The 16,929-nt window shown below is 64.3% G+C and carries 17 protein-coding genes; 13 read left to right on the forward strand and 4 right to left on the reverse strand.

What is annotated here, in order from left to right:
* Positions 1–106 precede the first annotated feature (106 nt).
* A complete protein-coding gene (locus Q0K00_RS02265) occupies positions 107–1,294 on the reverse strand; it encodes a hypothetical protein (RefSeq protein WP_297227070.1) in 1,188 nt (395 codons plus the stop codon).
* A 109-nt stretch (positions 1,295–1,403) separates the two neighbouring features.
* Between Q0K00_RS02265 and Q0K00_RS02270 the strand changes: the two genes are divergently transcribed.
* Complete coding sequence (locus tag Q0K00_RS02270) at positions 1,404–2,096, forward strand: DedA family protein (RefSeq protein WP_297227072.1); 693 nt, start codon at positions 1,404–1,406, stop codon at positions 2,094–2,096.
* A 25-nt stretch (positions 2,097–2,121) separates the two neighbouring features.
* On the opposite strand, the gene Q0K00_RS02275 is transcribed toward Q0K00_RS02270, so the two are convergent.
* Both Q0K00_RS02275 and Q0K00_RS02280 read right to left on the reverse strand, forming a co-directional pair.
* Entirely contained in the window at positions 2,122–3,591 is a 1,470-nt protein-coding gene (locus Q0K00_RS02275) for an ATP-binding cassette domain-containing protein (RefSeq protein ID WP_297227074.1), read from the reverse strand.
* 467 nt (positions 3,592–4,058) lie between these two features.
* Positions 4,059–4,730, reverse strand: a complete 672-nt coding sequence (locus Q0K00_RS02280; protein ID WP_297227077.1) for a septal ring lytic transglycosylase RlpA family protein — start codon at positions 4,728–4,730, stop codon at positions 4,059–4,061.
* 414 nt (positions 4,731–5,144) lie between these two features.
* Between Q0K00_RS02280 and Q0K00_RS02285 the strand changes: the two genes are divergently transcribed.
* The 11 genes from Q0K00_RS02285 (at position 5,145) to Q0K00_RS02335 (ending at position 15,033) form a co-directional block, all read left to right on the forward strand.
* Entirely contained in the window at positions 5,145–6,224 is a 1,080-nt protein-coding gene (locus Q0K00_RS02285; RefSeq protein ID WP_297227078.1) for an aminopeptidase P family protein, read from the forward strand.
* A 148-nt stretch (positions 6,225–6,372) separates the two neighbouring features.
* Entirely contained in the window at positions 6,373–6,675 is a 303-nt protein-coding gene (gene rpsF / locus Q0K00_RS02290; protein ID WP_297227079.1) for a 30S ribosomal protein S6, read from the forward strand.
* The gene (gene rpsR / locus Q0K00_RS02295; RefSeq protein ID WP_297227080.1) at positions 6,675–6,938 is read left to right on the forward strand and encodes a 30S ribosomal protein S18; all 264 of its coding nucleotides are present in this window, start codon (positions 6,675–6,677) and stop codon (positions 6,936–6,938) included. Before rpsF ends, rpsR begins: the two co-directional genes overlap by 1 nt.
* A gap of 10 nt (positions 6,939–6,948) precedes the next feature.
* On the forward strand, positions 6,949–7,458 hold the full coding sequence (rplI, locus tag Q0K00_RS02300; RefSeq protein WP_297227081.1) for a 50S ribosomal protein L9: 510 nt from the start codon (positions 6,949–6,951) through the stop codon (positions 7,456–7,458).
* A 5-nt stretch (positions 7,459–7,463) separates the two neighbouring features.
* The gene (gene dnaB / locus Q0K00_RS02305; protein ID WP_297227083.1) at positions 7,464–8,930 is read left to right on the forward strand and encodes a replicative DNA helicase; all 1,467 of its coding nucleotides are present in this window, start codon (positions 7,464–7,466) and stop codon (positions 8,928–8,930) included.
* Positions 8,931–9,431: 501 nt separating this feature from the next.
* Complete coding sequence (locus tag Q0K00_RS02310) at positions 9,432–9,698, forward strand: RNA-binding protein (protein ID WP_297227085.1); 267 nt, start codon at positions 9,432–9,434, stop codon at positions 9,696–9,698.
* 67 nt (positions 9,699–9,765) lie between these two features.
* Positions 9,766–10,341, forward strand: coding sequence for a YbhB/YbcL family Raf kinase inhibitor-like protein (locus tag Q0K00_RS02315; protein ID WP_297227086.1), 576 nt, complete (start codon positions 9,766–9,768; stop codon positions 10,339–10,341).
* Positions 10,342–10,454: 113 nt separating this feature from the next.
* Positions 10,455–11,009: a hypothetical protein gene (locus Q0K00_RS02320; protein WP_297227087.1), complete on the forward strand. Its 555-nt coding sequence runs from the start codon at positions 10,455–10,457 to the stop codon at positions 11,007–11,009.
* 125 nt (positions 11,010–11,134) lie between these two features.
* On the forward strand, positions 11,135–11,611 hold the full coding sequence (locus Q0K00_RS02325) for a siroheme decarboxylase subunit beta (protein ID WP_297227089.1): 477 nt from the start codon (positions 11,135–11,137) through the stop codon (positions 11,609–11,611).
* A gap of 9 nt (positions 11,612–11,620) precedes the next feature.
* Positions 11,621–12,895 (forward strand): glutamate-1-semialdehyde 2,1-aminomutase, encoded by a 1,275-nt coding sequence (gene hemL / locus Q0K00_RS02330; protein WP_297227090.1) that lies wholly within the window; start codon positions 11,621–11,623, stop codon positions 12,893–12,895.
* A 545-nt stretch (positions 12,896–13,440) separates the two neighbouring features.
* Positions 13,441–15,033 (forward strand): PAS domain-containing methyl-accepting chemotaxis protein, encoded by a 1,593-nt coding sequence (locus Q0K00_RS02335; protein ID WP_297227091.1) that lies wholly within the window; start codon positions 13,441–13,443, stop codon positions 15,031–15,033.
* A 125-nt stretch (positions 15,034–15,158) separates the two neighbouring features.
* On the opposite strand, the gene Q0K00_RS02340 is transcribed toward Q0K00_RS02335, so the two are convergent.
* Positions 15,159–15,470: a hypothetical protein gene (locus Q0K00_RS02340; RefSeq protein ID WP_297227092.1), complete on the reverse strand. Its 312-nt coding sequence runs from the start codon at positions 15,468–15,470 to the stop codon at positions 15,159–15,161.
* Between the two features lie 140 nt (positions 15,471–15,610).
* Here Q0K00_RS02340 and Q0K00_RS02345 point away from each other — a divergent pair, with 140 nt between their 5' ends.
* Positions 15,611–16,639, forward strand: coding sequence for a hypothetical protein (locus tag Q0K00_RS02345; RefSeq protein ID WP_297227093.1), 1,029 nt, complete (start codon positions 15,611–15,613; stop codon positions 16,637–16,639).
* Positions 16,640–16,929: the final 290 nt, after the last annotated feature.

Consider the following 16,929-nt stretch of genomic DNA (forward strand, 5'->3'; position numbering starts at 1 on the left):
ACCGGGAGGATACGGGCAAAAGACTGCCCTATTGAAGGGCTGTAGCTGTTTGGGCCTGCCTTGTCAAGCCGGAAAGACCGCCCGTCGTTCGTTGGTCCGCGCGGGATCAGCGGCGCTTGCGCCGCTCCTTGGCGGCGGGTTTTTCCGGCTGGACGGCAGGAGCGGGCTCCGGCTTCGGCGTCAGATCCGGCGGTGCGGGGATGACCGGGATATTCTCGCTGTTGCCGAGCCACTGGAGGAAGAAAGCCAGCAGTTCCTGCCGCAGCAGCTCCTGCTGACGGAAACGCTCCTGCGGCGTGACGCTCAGGCAGAGTTCGGGCAGCTCTTCGGCAAGGGAGGGCGGGCAGGGCGCCAGCAGAGCGCCCCCGTCTGCGTCCGGCAGGCGCAGGAAGCGAGCCCGCTGCGCCAGACGGCGGGCCAGCTCCTCGGTCAGGCGGCTGTCGCTGTCGCCGTCCTGTGCGGCGCTGACCAGCAGCAGGCGCGGATGGAACCAGCGCAGGCCCGTGTCGAACAGCATGAGGTGCGTGGGATTGACGGCAGCCACCACCTTGATGCGGGTATCCGCCGGGCTGACGGTGAGCGGCAGCTTGTTGCAGAGCTTGACCAGCTGACGCCGCGCCCAGCTGTTGCAATAGGGATCTTGCGGCGACGCCGCCGCGCAATAGACATCCAGACGCTCGCAGTCGGGCAGTGCGCCGCCCAGCAGCAGGCCCGTGGTCCCTCCAGCGCCGAAGCCCAGGAAGCCGATACGCTGCGGGTCGATGCTCTTGCCGAGTTTTTCATGGCGCAGCAGCTGGTCGATGAGCGCGCCGGTATCCTTCAGCCGTCCCGCGAACTGCTGCCAGGTATGCAGCTGGTCCATGTTGCGCATACAATCGCGGGCGTGCGTGGGGGCCGCCACCACGAAGCCGTGTTCAGCCAGCCAGGCGGCCGTATCATGATAGGAGAAGCGCGTGCCCGCCGAGGGATGGGAAAGCACGATGAGCGGGAAGCGTCCGGCCACGGCATCGCTGTTGCGGGCCGCCTCCACCCGCCAGGGGGGGAAGCGCAGCTCCCGCGGCGTCCAGTTGGTGGGATACCAGACGTTCACGTCCAGACGCACGCCGTCGTCCGGCAGCCAGAATCCCAGCGTGCACAGCCCCACACGGTAGGTCTCTTCCGCGCGGGCCGGGGCGGGCGACAGGACGGCAAGCAGCGTCCCGCACAGCAGCGCGGCGGCCAGAAGGGCGCGCAACGGGCGCGGAGCGGAGGGACGGCGGTGGGCAAACACGGCGGACAACGGGGAAAGCGGCATGTACGATGCACCTCGACGGGCAAAATGTCCCCTGTTGTGCCATAAGCGGCCTTGGGGTACAAGAGCATGACGGGTGCCTGTACCCGCGACGTCTTTCCTCGAGGTTATCATGGAATTGCTCTCCTATCTGGTGGACTTCGTCCTGCACATCGACGACCATCTTTTTGAGCTGGTGGCCAATTACGGTCTGTGGATCTACGCCATCCTCTTCGTCATCGTCTTCTGCGAGACCGGCCTCGTGGTGACGCCCTTCCTGCCGGGCGATTCTCTGCTTTTCGCGTCAGGCGTGGTCGCCGGGACCGGGCACATGGGCTATCTGGAAGTGCTGGGCGTGCTGCTGGCCGCGGGCATCTGCGGCGATGCGGTGAACTACGCCATCGGACGGCATGTGGGACCGGCCATCTTTTCCCGCGATTCGCGTCTCATCAAGAAGGAGCATCTGCTCAAGGCCCATGCCTTTTATGAACGACACGGAGGCAAGGCCATCGTGCTCGCGCGCTTCGTGCCCATCGTGCGGACGTTCGCGCCCTTTGTGGCCGGTATAGCCCTCATGTGCCCGCGTCAGTTCTTTTCCTACAATGTGCTGGGATGCTGCCTCTGGGTGGGCAGCCTCGTCTCGGCGGGCTACTTCCTGGGCAACCTGCCCTGGGTGCGGGAGAACTTCGGCATCATCGTTTACGCCATCATCGTCATTTCCGTGCTGCCGGTGATCATCGAGCTGCTCCGGGCCCGTTTCGGCAAGCAGCCGACCACGACGCGTGAGCTGGCCAATCCCTACGAAAGGACGTCGGAGGACAAGTAGCCGCTGCGGCGGGCGCTGAGGATGCTCACTCGCCGTCCGCGGCGTCGAGCACGCGCAGTCGGCCGTCTTCCATGAGTGCGGTGCGGTTGAGACAGGATGGGCCGTCCGTGGGCAGATGGGAGACGAAAACAAGATGCAGGCCCTCGGCCGCCAGCTTGTCCAGCAGGGCAAGGTACTGGCGGCGACTGCTCTCGTCCAGACCGGAACAGGGTTCGTCCAGCAGCAGGATGTCGGGATTGCCCAGCAGGGAGCGCGCAAGGAAGAGGCGGCGCAGCTGCCCCGTGGAAAGGCTGCGTATGGATTTCTCCGCCAGCGTGATGCAGTCCAGCCGGGCCATGACGGCACGAGCCTGGGCCAGCTCCTCTTCGCTGTATTCGCGGTAGTTGCCCACGGTATTGTCCCATCCGGAGCAGACAAGTTCCAGCGCGCTCAGGCTGTAGCCGTACTGGGCTTGCGCGAGGTCGCTGACCAGGCGCACGCCCTTGCGGATGTCCTGCAGGATGCTCGTCTTGCCGCCCTGTCCGGGCAGGTCGCGTAGCAGGCTGCCCCCGTCCGCCACGAATTCGTCCCCGGCCAGCATCCGGAGGAAGGTGGACTTGCCTGAGCCGTTGGCCCCCACGATGCGCCAGTGTTCCCCGCGTCGCAGTTGCCAGTTGATACCGTGCAGCACTTCCTTGCGGTCGATGAATACCGTGGCGTTGCGCACTTCCAGCAGAGGGGCGGCGGATCCCCCCATCCCCGTGACGGCGTGCGGCCGGGCGGGAGTCGGCAGCGGCGGGGCGCTTCCTTCCGTCTCGTCGGGCGTCTGCCCCTCAGGCAGGAGCCGTCCGGCCACGACCCAGCGCACATGGCGGCACCAGTCGGGAAGCTGTTCGGGACGGTGTGTGCTCATGATGACGGTGCTGTGTTCTCGTGCTCTGTCCAGCTCTGCGAAAAACAGGTCCCGGTGGCGGTCGTCGAGGCCGTCGGCGCATTCGTCCAGCAGCAGGAGGGCCGGACGCCGTACCAGGGCGCGAGCCAGCAGCAGCAGGCGCAGCTGCCCCTGCGACATCTCCGGTACGCAGACATCCAGCAGCGGGAGGGCATCCAGACGGCGGGCCATCTCCTCGGCGTCCCGCAGGCGTTCGTCCGCCGTGGTGCTGTAGAGCAGGGGCGTGTCGTCAAAGCCGGTGAGCAGCAGCTCCCTGCCGCTGATGTACCAGCCCTGCCGCTGATAGTTCTCCTGAAGGGCGGGGGAGACCAGCGCGCTGATGGCCCGCCCGGCAAGGGGGGCGTCTTCGGGGCCGTCCGGCCCGTTCCAGAGCACGCGTCCTTCCGTGGGCCAGCACTGACCGTGCAGCAGACGGAGCAGCGTGGACTTCCCCGCGCCGTTGTTGCCCATGAGGGCGTGATGCGCGCCCCTGTCGATATGCCAGGTGATATGCCGCAGGGCCCAGGTATCCGCCTCGCCGGGCAGGGGCAGGCTGACGTTCTCCACGCGCACAAGTTCGTTCATCGCTCATCCTCGACAAAAAAGAGGCAAGGGGCGTCCGGCGGACGGCTGGACGGGGCAAGCGGGCGGAAGTCTAGCCGAAGGCGTGCCAAAAGACCAGAGGCGGCAAGAGCCTCTCCAGTGTGGAACGCTTTGCGTCTCAAACCATACGGCCTGGCGTTTTGCAAAAAAAACGCGGTCGTTCCGCCTGGTCTCGGCCGGGTGGCGCTGTGCCGCCGTCTCGCATTCTGCCTTTCTCAAAGGCAACATGCTCAAGAGGCCCCGGCAACGAAAAAGGCCGTCCCCCCGCAGGGAGACGGCCCGGAGAACAGGCTCTTGTCGATTGAGAGCATTGTCAGTTTGGAACGCTTTGCGTCGCAAACCATACAGTCTGGCGTTTCGCGGAAAAAAACGCGGTCATTCCGTTTGGTTTCGGCCGGGCGGCGCTGTGCCGCCGCCTCGCAATTTGCCTTTTTCAAAGGCAAAGTGCTCTACTGGGCCTTTTCCAGGATGACTTCCGCATCGGGATGCGCCTGCCGCATGGCCTCATGCATGGCGGCCGCATCGGCAAAGGCCCGGAAGGGGCCCACGGTCTCCGCCTTGTCCAGACTGCGGAACCGCACATAATAGGCTTCATCCGTGGAGAGCGGCGTGCCGTCGGCATCGCTCACCACCTCCAGCCGTACATTGCCGACGCCGCGGCGGCGCATGTCGATCTTGTCAGCCGCCGCATAGGAAAGGTCGATGATGCGTCCGCGCGTGAAGGGGCCTCGGTCGGTCACGCACACCATGACGCTCTTGCCCGACTGTTCGTCGGTGACGCGCACCACGGTGCCGATAGGCAGCGTACGATGTGCCGCCGTGAAGGTATACATATCGTAACCGACACCGCTGGCCGTCTTCTTGTTATGAAATTCGGGGCTGTAGTAGGAAGCCTTGCCGAGGAGGAAATCGGATTTGCGGGCACGCTCCAGCCAGACGTCACGGTTGGCATCGGCGTGTTGGGATTTCTCGGCGGTGGGGGATTTTTTTCGCTTTTCCTTGCGGGATTCGGCCTTGCTCTTGGTGGGGGCCGTCTCTTTCGCATGAACAGCCAGCGGTGCGGCGAGCCCGATACAGGCCACGGCAGCCGCACAGATGGCAAGCCTGCGCATCAATTTCATGGGGTCTCCTTTGCTGAAGTACAGGTGCGCCTCCCTAACACGGTCGGCGCAGGCCGCATGGATGCGACCCACTCGGTCTGCGGTCGGGGACCGGCAGACAGGGTTTGCCTTTACGGGTGATACTCCTCCTAAGTGGGGGAGAGTATGCCCCAGACAACAGCTTATGTCAAGCTGAACTCTCCTTTTATTTCAAATGGTTATCAGTAGCGCTCCCCGCCGTAGCCCTGAAAGGTGGGGGGCCGCCGCCCGCTCGCGGCAGCGGTCGGGGGCCGTCTGGCCTTTGCTGCGGGCATGGGGTAGCATCGCTTCCCGTCAGGCGCGGACGACGCGTGCGCGGCGCTTCGTGCCGTTGTCCGGCGGGCCGTCAGCGGCTGCGTCCGGCCTGCGTAATGCCATTCGTTCGAGGTTGTCATCATGACGCAAGACATGTTTGCCGCACGGCGGGAGCGCCTGCGGGAGCTTTTGCGGCGGCGGGGGCTGGATGCCCTGCTCGTGAGCCGCGCCCCCAATCGGTATTATCTTTCCGGCTTCGAGCTGCATGATCCCCAGTGCAACGAAAGCGCCGGGCGTCTGGTCATCTGCGCCGACGGCCGGGACTGGCTGGCCACGGACGCGCGCTACAAGGACGCCGCCGCCCGGCTCTGGGACGGGGAGCGGATCCTCGTCTACGGACACGATACCGCCGGAGAGCTGGCAGGGCTGCTGCGTCGCTGCGGCGAGCGCATCGGCCTGGAAGCGCGCGCGGTGAGCCTGGACTTTGCCCGCGCGCTGGGACGGCGGGCGGGTGGGGCCTTCACGCTGGAGGGCGCGGACGGTCTGGTGGAGGAGCTGCGCCTCATCAAGGACAGCGCGGAGATCGCGGCGCTGGAACGCTCCTTTGCGCTGAACCACGAGCTCTTGCGCTGGCTGGAGGAGGAATTGCGTCCCGGTCGCAGCGAGCGTGAACTGGCGTGGCTCGTGGAGCGTTTCTTCCGGGAGAACGGCGCGACGGAACAGGCTTTTGCGGGCATCGTGGCCGTGGGGGCCAATGCCGCTCTGCCGCACGCCATCCCCGGCGAGACCCGCGTGACGGAGAATTGCCCCGTGCTGGTGGATGTGGGCTGCCGGGTGGACGACTACTGTTCCGACCAGACGCGCACGTTCTGGGTGGGGGACAGGCCGCACGCGGAGTTCACGCGGACGCTGGAGCTGGTGCAGGCGGCGCAGCAGGCCGCGCTGGACATGATGCGGCCCGGCGTCCGCATGTGCGATGTCTACGCCACGGCCCGCAAGGTCTTTGAGGAGGCGGGGACCGCCGAGTTTTTCACGCACGGTCTGGGGCACGGCGTGGGACTGGAGACCCATGAAGCGCCTTCGCTCTCGCCGCAGCGGGAGGATGTGCTGCGGCCCGGTATGGTGGTGACGGTGGAGCCGGGGCTCTACTATCCTGAATGGGGCGGCGTGCGCTGGGAATACACCGTGCTGGTGGAAGAGGACGGCGTGCGCCTGCTGTAGGCCTGGGGCGGCTGCCGCGCGCATCGTCCGGCAAATGACCGTCCTGTCTGTCGGAAGAGCTTGACAGGCGGAGGGAATCAGGGTAATAACTCCCGTTCCTTGCTCGCGCCGGAAGGGTGCGGGCTGATCAGTCCAAAAGGAGATAACCATGCGGAAATTCGAAACCCTGCTCCTCCTTTCGCCGGAGCTTTCCGCCGAGACCCGCGAGGGCATCCTTGCCGCCCTTACCGGTGTGGTGGAACGTGAAAAAGGCGTCATGGAAGAAGTGGATCACTGGGGTATGCGCGATCTGGCCTATCCGGTGCGCAAGCAGATGCGCGGCTACTATGTGCGCCTCGTGTACAATGCCCCGGCCCAGCTCGTTGCCGAACTTGAGCGCAACATTCGCATCACCGACGGCATCTTCAAGTTCGTGACCGTCAAGCTGGCTGACGAAGTGGAGGTCGCGTAATGGCTTTCAAGAAAAAATTCGCCCCGCGTCGCAAGTTCTGCCGTTTCTGCGCGGACAAGGATCTGCCCCTGAACTACAAGCGCCCCGACGTGCTGCGTGATTTCATCACCGAGCGCGGCAAGATCATCGCCCGCCGCATCACCGGCACCTGCGCGCATCACCAGCGGCTGCTGACCACCGAAATCAAGCGCGCCCGCCAGATGGCCCTGCTCATCTACACGGCCACCCATGATTCCGGCGTCAAGAAAAAGAGCATGATCTAAGGAGGCGCACATGAAACTGATTCTTCGCGCCGATGTGGAAAATCTCGGCAATCTTGGCGACGTTGTGAACGTGCGCCCCGGCTACGGCCGCAACTTCCTGCTGCCGCAGGGCCTTGCCATGGTGGCTTCCGACGCCAACCTCAAGGTCTTTGAACTGGAACGCAAGAAGCTGCAGGAACGCATGGACGCCCTGCGCGCCGATGCCCAGGCCGTCTGCGCGCGCCTCGAGGCGCTGGAAGTCGTCATCCCCATGCATGTGGGCGAGAACGACAAGCTGTACGGCTCCGTCACCTCCACCATCATCGGGGACGCCCTTGCCGCCCTTGGTGTGGAAGTGGACCGTCGCCGCATCCTGCTGGATGCCCCCATCCGCAGCCTTGGCGAACATCCGGTGCGCGTGCGTCTGCACGCCAGCATCATCGCCACGGTGCCGGTGAAGGTCATTTCCGACAGGCCGGAAGAGCCCGCTGAAGCGGAAGCCGCCCCGGCTGAAGAGAATGCGGAAACCGCCGCCGAATAAGGCGTATGGCCACACCATCCGATAACAACGCCGCCTCCGGCTCCCGAGCCGGGGGCGGCGGTTCCTTTTCGGGCCGGGGCGCGGGCGGCCGCAATGCCGAGGCGGACCTGCTGCGCCGCGTGCCGCCGCACAGCGCCGAAGCCGAGCAGGCCGTGCTCAGTGGCGTGCTCATGCGGCCCGACGTGCTGCATGTCGTCGTGGACATCCTCACGGCGGAGGACTTCTATCTTCCCGCGCATACGGCCATCTTCGCCGCCATCCTCGACCTCTATCGCAAGAGCGCGCCCATCGATCTGGTGACGCTGGCCGAGCAGCTCCGTTCCCGCGGCTCGCTGGAAGAGGCGGGCGGGGCCGTCTACCTCGGTGAGCTTGCGCAGGCCGTGGTGTCCGGCGCCAATGCCGAATACTATGCCGGCATCGTGCGGGACAAGGCTTTGCAGCGCAGCCTCATAACGGCCTGTTCCGGCATCATCGGCAACTGTTACGACGCCTCGCGCGATGTGGGCAGCCTGCTGGACGAATCGGAGCAGGCGGTGTTCGCCATCTCGCAGCGTACCACGGGGCGGGATTTTTCCGACGCCGGCGAGCTGGTGGCCCGCGTGTTCGACAATCTGTCCCGCATGGCCAGTACGCAGGACCTCATCACCGGCGTCACCACCGGTTATGCCCGGCTGGACAAGCTTACTTCCGGTCTCCAGAGATCCGACCTCATCATCGTGGCGGCCCGCCCCAGTATGGGCAAGACGGCCTTTGCCATGTGCATGGCCCTCCATGCCGCCATCCGTCAGAACATCCCTGTGGCTGTCTTTTCGCTGGAAATGAGCAAGGAGCAGCTCGTCCAGCGTATGCTGGCCGTACAGGGCAGGGTGGACGTTTCCAAAATGCGGCGTCCGGCCCTGCTCACGGACGCCGAGTGGGCCCATCTGTCGCAGGCGGCGGACACCATCTCCGCAGCGCCCATCTACATCGACGACACGCCCGCGCTCTCCACGCTGGAACTGCGCTCCCGCGCGCGTCGTCTCAAGAGCGAGAAGGGGCTTGGACTTGTGGTGGTGGACTATCTGCAGCTCATGCGTGCCGGGCGACGGGTGGACTCGCGCGAGCTGGAGATCTCGGAGATCTCGCGTTCGCTCAAGGGACTGGCCAAGGAGATGGATGTGCCCGTGGTGGCGCTCTCCCAGCTCAACCGCAAGGTGGAAGAACGCAGCGACAAGCGGCCCATGCTCTCGGACCTGCGCGAATCGGGCGCCATCGAGCAGGATGCGGACGTGATCATGTTCGTCTACCGGGACGACGTCTACCGCTACACCAAACCGGCCGAGCGGCCGCCCAAGGGCGTGGCGGAGATCATCATCGGCAAGCAGCGTAACGGCCCGGTGGGCGTCGCTGAACTCATGTACGTTTCTCCCTATACGGCCTTCGAGGATCTTGCGCCGGACTGGGTGCCTTCGCCTTCCGAGAACCTCGGCTAGCGTCTCCCCGCCCGTTTGGGCGTCTCCCCTCTCTCCCCGTGCGGCGGGGAGGATACGCTACGCGCAGACAGTGGCTTGTCTTCCCCCGGTCGGGCAGCGTGCGGCGCTGCCGGCGCAGGGCTCCTTTTTCTCGTCCCGTCTCGTCGGCGCTCCATCCGTCTCTTGTCCGGTCGGTCTCCCGCCGTTGTGGCTCGGTGAGCGCGCATGTCGGCGCTTTTTCTTCCCGTTCTCCAAGCCGTTTGTGCGCACAATCACTTTGTGCCGTCATCCCGTTGGAAAATCAACGTTTCACAAAGTAACGAACTGGCATCACTTTTGCCGTCCCAGCCAAAAACGCTGCCGGGACGTTTGCGCAAGCCGTTTTATGCGCTACAGTTTTTGTCTTGCGCGTTGACAAGGCGCAGAAAGCATGATTTTGTCATATCAACAGTCGCGTGCTGACAAGAGGTTTGATGGGAGAGAGCGCGCGGCAAGACTGCTTTTTTGAGAGGGTGTTTTTTCATGTCCAAGTCCATCTATGTGGGGAACCTTCCCTGGTCGTCTACCGAAGAGCAGGTTCGCGACCTCTTCGCCGAATACGGCAACGTGCATTCCGTGAAGCTTGTCAATGACCGCGAAACCGGCCGCGCCCGCGGTTTCGGTTTCGTCGAAATGGATGACGCTGCCGCCGAGGCCGCCATTGAAGCTCTGGACAACCAGAACTTTGGTGGGCGTACGCTTCGCGTCAACGAAGCCAAACCCCGCGCCCCCCGTCCGCCCCGCTATTAAGGCGTAAGGACTGCCCCGAAGCCCCGTCTTCGGGGTTTTTCTCCCACCCTAAACAGAGTGATATACTATGAAATTCAGCGCACGCCTCCTTTCCGCCTGCGTCGCAGGCGCGGCTCTCTCCCTCTCTCTGTTCTGCGCGGCCCCCTCCGCCGCGGACAAAACCTTCACCCTGACCAGTCCGCAGCTCAAGGACGGCGGCGTCATGGGCATGGATCAGGTATTCAACGCCTTCGGCTGCACGGGAAAGAACGTTTCCCCCGAACTGGTCTGGAGCGATCCGCCCAAGGGCATCAAGAGCTTCGCCGTGACGGTCTATGATCCCGACGCGCCCACCGGCAGCGGCTGGTGGCACTGGGTGGTCTCCAACATCCCGGCCGACGTGCGCAGCCTCAAGCTCAACGCCAGCGCCGGCAAGAGCCTGCCCGCCGGTGCTGTGGAATCGCTCACCGACTTCGGCGCTCCCGGCTACGGCGGGGCTTGCCCCCCGCCCGGCGACAAGCCGCACCGCTATGTGGTGACGGTCTATGCGCTGGATACGGCCGACATCGGCGTGACGCCGCAGACCCTGCCCGCCATGGCCGGATTTTCCCGCTACGGCAAGGTGCTCGGCAGCGCCAGCCTCACCGTGACCTACAGCCGCTGACGGCGGCGGCAGGGGAGCGGCCCGCGGCGGCGACGCCTTGCCGTCAGGGCGCTTTTCTGCCATGATGCAACGACATCATTGTCCGCAAGGGATTCAACACAGCAGGAGGCGATATGCTCGATCCCAAACAATGTGTGCTTTATAGCGGCGGCGCTGCCGGAACCGAGCAGTTTTTCGGGGCACTGGCCGAAAGCTGGGGTATCGAAGAAGTCAACTACAGCTTTGAAGGCCACCAGATGGAACGCAAGCGCGGCGTGCGCGTGCTGACCAGCGAAGAACTGGCCCTCAAGGACGTGAGCCTGACCTATGTTTCCAAGCTGATGAACCGTGAGTATACGCGCGCGCCCCTGTTCCGCAAGGTGCTGCAGTCCATCTGCTGGCAGGTGAGCAGCGGCAACCAGATCATCGTGGTGGGCGCCATCCAGCCGGACGACACCGTCAAGGGCGGCACCGGCTGGGGGGCGGAATTCGCCAAGATCTGCAACAAGCCGCTGCTGGTGTTCGACCAGCCGCGGGATGCGTGGTTCGCGTGGGAAAAGGATGTCTGGACCGAAGTGAAGGACCCTGTCGTCGACCATGCGCATTTTGCGGCCACCGGTACCCGTTTCCTTGAGGCCAACGGGCGGCAGGCCATCCAGGAACTCTTTACGCGCTCCTTCAGCCGCTAGATCGGCGGGAGATGACGAACCTTTGACGACCGCGCCGGAGCATGACGACCGGCGCGGCGTTTCGCGTCTGGAGAGGCGAGGCCGCGGGCATGGCCTCCCGGATGTCCGTTTGCCAGGGAGGCAGCATGAGCCGGAGCTTCAGCGAAACCGAACGCGCCATCCTGCGTATCGCGCAGGCCGATCTTCCCGACAGTCTCACCCCTTATGCCGATATGGCCGCCCAGACCGGCAGCAGTGAGGAAGAGGTCCTTGCCCTCTTGCAGGAACTGCGGGACTCGGGGGCCATCCGCCGTTTCGGGGCGAGCATCAAGCATCAAAAGACGGGCTGGAACCATAACGCCATGGTGGCCTGGCAGGTGGATGCCGACAAGGTGGACGCCTGCGGCAAGGTGGCGGCGCAGAATCCGCATATCTCCCATTCCTACTACCGCCCCAGCCCGGCGGAGGACTGGCCCTATACCTTCTACACCATGATCCACGGCCGCAGCGAGCAGGAATGCCTCGACGTGGTGCGTGATCTGGCCGCCGCGGCCCCCCTCGGCCCGTATGCCGTGCTGCGGAGCCTGCGGGAGCTGAAAAAAATCTCCATGACCTATTTTTAAGGAGCCGCAATGGACAACAGCACTTCCAGCCAGCTTTTCGACAGGGCCTGCGCCGTCATCCCCGGCGGGGTCAACAGTCCGGTCCGGGCCTGCCACAACGTGGACAGCCTGCCGCTCTTCATTGCCGAGGCCCACGGTTGCCATATCCGCGACGTGGACGGGAACGACTATGTGGACTTCGTGCTCTCGTGGGGCCCCATGATCCTCGGGCATGATCACCCCGCCGTGACCGCTGCCGTGCGTGAAGCCGCGGGACGCGGCACGAGCTACGGCGCTCCCTGCCCGGACGAGGTCACTCTGGCCGAGGAAGTGGTGGCCGACATGCCCACGCTGGACATGGTCCGCATGGTCAATTCCGGTACCGAAGCCACCATGAGCGCTCTGCGGCTGGCGCGCGGCGTGACCGGCCGGGACAAGGTGGTCAAGTTCATCGGCTGCTACCACGGTCATGCCGACCCCTTCCTGGCCGCGGCCGGTTCCGGCGTGGCGACCTTCGCCATCCCCGGCACGCCCGGCGTGCCCGCCGCCGTGGTGGGGGATACGCTGCTCGCGCCCTATAACGATCTGGACGCCGTCCGCGAGCTCTTTGCGGCGCACGGCAAGGACATCGCGGCGGTCATCGTGGAGCCGGTAGCGGCCAACATGGGCCTTGTGCTGCCCGTGGCGGGCTTCCTGGAAGGGCTGCGCGAGCTGACCAGCGCCCACGGCAGCCTGCTCATCTTCGACGAGGTCATCACCGGTTTCCGCGTGGCCTTCGGCGGGGCGCAGGCTCGTTTCGGCATCGAGGCGGATCTGACCACCTTCGGCAAGATCATCGGCGGCGGCCTGCCGGTGGGGGCCTTCGGCGGACGCCGGGCCTATATGGAGAACGTGGCCCCGCGCGGCAAGGTCTATCAGGCCGGTACGCTTTCCGGCAATCCGCTGGCCATGGCCGCGGGCATGGCCACGCTGCGTGAGCTGCGGCGGCTGGACTATGCCGCGCTGGAAGCCCGCACCGCCGCCTTTGCCGGTGAGCTGGCCTCCATCCTGGCCGCCAAGGGCGTGCCCATCCAGATGCCCACCATCGCCTCCATGTTCTGCCCCTATTTCAGCGAAACGCCGGTGCGGAACTTTGCCGATGCGCAGAAGTGCGATCAGAAGCTCTTCACCACCTTCTACAAGCAGATGCGGGAGCAGGGGATCAATCTGGCGCCTTCCGGTTTCGAGACCGGCATGGTCTCCTTTGCCCATACCGACGACGATTTCAACAAGGCGCTGGACGCCGCCCGCAAGGTGGAGTTCTAGCGTCCTGCGGATATTGCGTACACGAAGGGGGGCGAAAGCCCCCCTTTTTCCTGTCGCGGTCATCGTGAACACTTTCCGTTCGGGACGTTTCGTGTTTCAAACCCTGTGGGCCGCCGTCTCGCGGAAAAATCGCGTTTCCCCCCTGGTTTTGCCGGGCGACGCTGTGCCCCCGCCTCGCGTTTCGTCTTTTTCCACGGCAAAACGTGCGTGTCCGTGCTGTCCGCTTCCGTGACGCTTTCGGTACGCTGTCCGGCGGCCGACGTTATTGTGCGAAAAAAATGTAAAATCAAGGCCACTTCTCGTGCCGCGCGCTAATCATTCTCGCACTCCGTACGATAAACTATAAAATACCTGCTTCCGCCGCGGTCGTTCGGCAGCGGGCGTTTGCCGAAGGACGAGCCTCAGGAGAGACATGCCCGGAAAGGCAAGGAGCAGGCCCCGTATTCAGAGACAGGACGGACTACATGAATTTTTTTCAGAAAATACGGCATAGTGCCCGTTTGGTAGACCTGTGGGGCTCCGCGGCGGGCGTCGGACTATGGGACGTGGAACTTTTCAACGCCGACCCGCTATCGCCCAAAAGCCACTGGACCTGGTCATCGGAATTCCATCGTCTTCTGGGATTCACCAGCAAGAGCGAATTCCCCGATGTGGTCGGCTCGTGGAGCGATCGTCTGCATCCCGACGACAAGGGGCGTACCTTTGCCGTCTTTGGCGATGCGCTTTCGGGCAAGACCGACCGCTATGACGTGGTCTACCGCCTGCGTATGCGTGATGAATCCTATCGCTGGTTCCGGGCCACGGGCGGCGTGCAGCGCGACAGCAGCGGCAAGGCCGTGCGCGCCTGTGGTTCGCTGGTGGATATCCACGAGAACCATCAGCGGGAGGAGATCCTCCAGCTCTGGAGCACCGCCGCCGGTGTAGGTCTCTGGGACGTGGTGCTGGCGGAGGACGGCGACCCCATGTCCCCCCGCAGCCACTGGACCTGGTCAGCTGAGTTTCGTCGTCTCCTGGGCTTTTCCAAGGTGGAGGAATTCCCCGATCTCGTCACGTCCTGGACCGACCGCCTGCATCCCGACGACAAGGGGCGTACCTTTGCCGTCTTTGGTGAGGCGCTGGCGGGCAAGACCGACCGCTATGACGTGGCCTACCGCCTGCGGATGCGTGATGAATCCTACCGCTGGTTCAGGGCCACCGGTGGCGTGACGCGGGACAAGGCCGGCAAGGCCGTGCGCGCCTGCGGTTCGCTCGTCGATATCCAGAATGTGGAAGAGCAGAAGGCCCGCATCTTCTCCACGGCCGCGCATCTGGAAACCATGGCCAGGACCTTGTCCACGGCGGCCCAGCATCTTTCGGAGTACATCGCGCAGTCCGAGCAGGGCGCCGCCCAGCAGGCGGCCCGGGCGACGGAGACCGCCACGGCCATGGAAGAGATGAATTCCACGGTGCTTGAGGTGGCCAAGAATGCCGGGCAGGCGTCGGACGCCTCCTCCTCGACGCGCAACAAGGCCGAGGACGGCGAAAAGGTGGTACAGAAGGCCATCGACGGCATCGAGGTCGTCCGGCAGCAGGCGCTCACGCTCAAGACGGATATGGGACAGCTGGACAAGAGCGCTCAGGCCATCACCCAGATCATGGGCGTCATCTCCGACATCGCGGACCAGACCAACCTGCTGGCGCTCAATGCGGCCATCGAAGCGGCCCGCGCCGGGGAGGCCGGGCGCGGCTTCGCCGTTGTGGCGGACGAAGTGCGCAAGCTGGCGGAAAAGACCATGGCCTCCACCGCTGAAGTGGACAAGGCCATCGTGGATATCCAGAAGAGTACGGAAAAGAGCATCGCGCAGGTGGACATTGCCGCCAAGGCCATCGAGGACGCCACCCTGCTGGTCAATCAGTCGGGCGAGGCCCTTCAGGAGATCGTCCACATGGCGGACATCACCGCCGACCAGGTCCGCACCATCGCCACCGCCGCCGAGGAACAGTCCTCCACCAGCGAGGAGATCAATCGCTCCATCGCGGAAGTGAACGGCATCGCGGGCAGCACGGCCCAGGCCATGCAGGAAGCGGCGCGTGCGGTGAGCGAGCTGGCCAGCCAGTCCGCCGCGCTGGAAAAGCTGGTGGGCGAGATAAAAAGTTAGCGCGCTTTGCCGTTGAAAAAAGGCAAAACGCGAGGCGGCAGGCAGAGCTGCCGAGGGCTGGAAAACAAAAAGCGTCCGCGCAAGCGGACGCTTTTTGTTTCTACCGGTCGTTATCCGGCGGGAAACTAGCCTTCGCTGGGCTGGGACGACGCCACAGAGGAGACGATGTTCATCATCTCGCCGTCGAGTACGCCGGCTATCTCCACATCGCCCTTGTTGTAGATGGTCCCCTTGACGGTCCCGGCCACGAACATGCGGGAGGTGGCGTCAACATGCACGTTGCCGACCACCATGCCGCGCACGATGAAGGTGGAATCGTTTTTCAGGTACACGTCCCCGTGGATCATGCCCGCGAGGTCGAAATAGTCATTGTCCACCACGACGGTGCCTTCATGCAGGCCATTGGAATTGACGAAGATGGTTTGCGGCGAGATCATGGCCCCTCCTTATGCGTCCCATAAATGACGGCGAAGTATAGCGCCCGGCGTCAAGGCGCGTCAAGGCGCGTCAAAGCGGATCAAGGCGCATCAGGGCTCGCGGATGGAGGACGGCGGGCGGAAGGCTTGCGGAGAGTCTTGTGCCGTCAGCCGCAAGCCGCTACAAGCAGAAAAAAAGCGAGGATGTCATGCCGTCAGCCGACAGCGCCGCCCGTGTGGATGTGGCCGTCAACATTTTTGCCAAGCCCTATCAGACCGCCCTGTCCCTGCTGTCCCTCTTGCGGGCCAGCGGACCGCATGTGGGCACCATATACTTGCAGTTCGAGCCGTACGGTTCGGAGCATGACGTGGTGAGCCCCTACCTCATCGCCTCCTGGCTGACCGAGCAGCTGGGCCCGGAGCGCTGCCGCGTCTTTCAGCCGGACTACTGGCTCGATCTCAATGCCGCCGATACGCAGCGTCTCCACGATCCCGCCTATCGCTACGGCATCCGCTATCAGTATGCCTTTGAGCACAGTGAGGCGCGTCTGCTCTTTCTCATGCATAATGACGTCTTCGTGCAACGGGACATCCTGGGGGCCATGCTGGCGGCGCGCGGCGACGCCTTTGCCATAGGGCATCTGGGGCAGTGCTGGAACTGTCCGGCCTCTCGCGCCGAACTCATGCGGGAGCTGTTCGGTCTGCCGCCGTGCGGGCCGGGCAGGCAGGAGGAGTTCCGCCCGGACTATGCGCAGTTGTGCGCGCTCTATGCCCTCGCTGTGGAACGGGGCGTCTTTGTTCGTCCCTATCCCGAAGGCTTCACGGGCATTTTTGATCGTCAGCCCTGGCCGCTGCCGGAATGCCGCATCAACGAATGGGCTTGTCTGCTCGATCTGGAGCGTACCCGTCCCCTTACCTTGCCGTTCGGGGCGGCCCTGCCTCCCGGAGCCTACCGGCAATGCGGCCCCATCTGTCTGGATATCGGCGTGGAGTGGTTCCGTGCCATGTATGCCCACGGCTTCCATGCCCGGCATTTCCCGGTGGCGGATTACCTCAAGCACTGGGTCGGCACGGGCAAGGTGACGCGGCGGCGGTATCTGCAGGCGGAGGACAATGCCCTTGCTCTGCTCAAGCGGCATTTCCCCGCCTATGTGGACTGGTTGCGGCGCAAGAGCGGCAAGTCCATCTGATCTTTTTGTGTTGCCCCGCTGGCTGACGGCTGCCGTCCGGCTGACGACCGAATGGCGGCCAAGATGTCGGGGAGAGCGTTTTGCCGTTGGAAAAGGCAAAACGCGCGGCGGCAGCACAGCGTCGCCCGGTCGAGACCAGGCGGGAAAACCGCGTTTTTTCCGCGAACGCCCAGAACGTATGGTGTGAAACGCGAAGCGTTTCACACGGAAAATACTCTAGGTGGTGTCGTCAAATTAAATAGTATGTTATAATCTCTTCACTTACAATGAGGAGAGACTATATGGCGGCA

Source organism: uncultured Desulfovibrio sp. (assembly GCF_944327235.1).
GTDB lineage: Bacteria > Desulfobacterota > Desulfovibrionia > Desulfovibrionales > Desulfovibrionaceae > Desulfovibrio.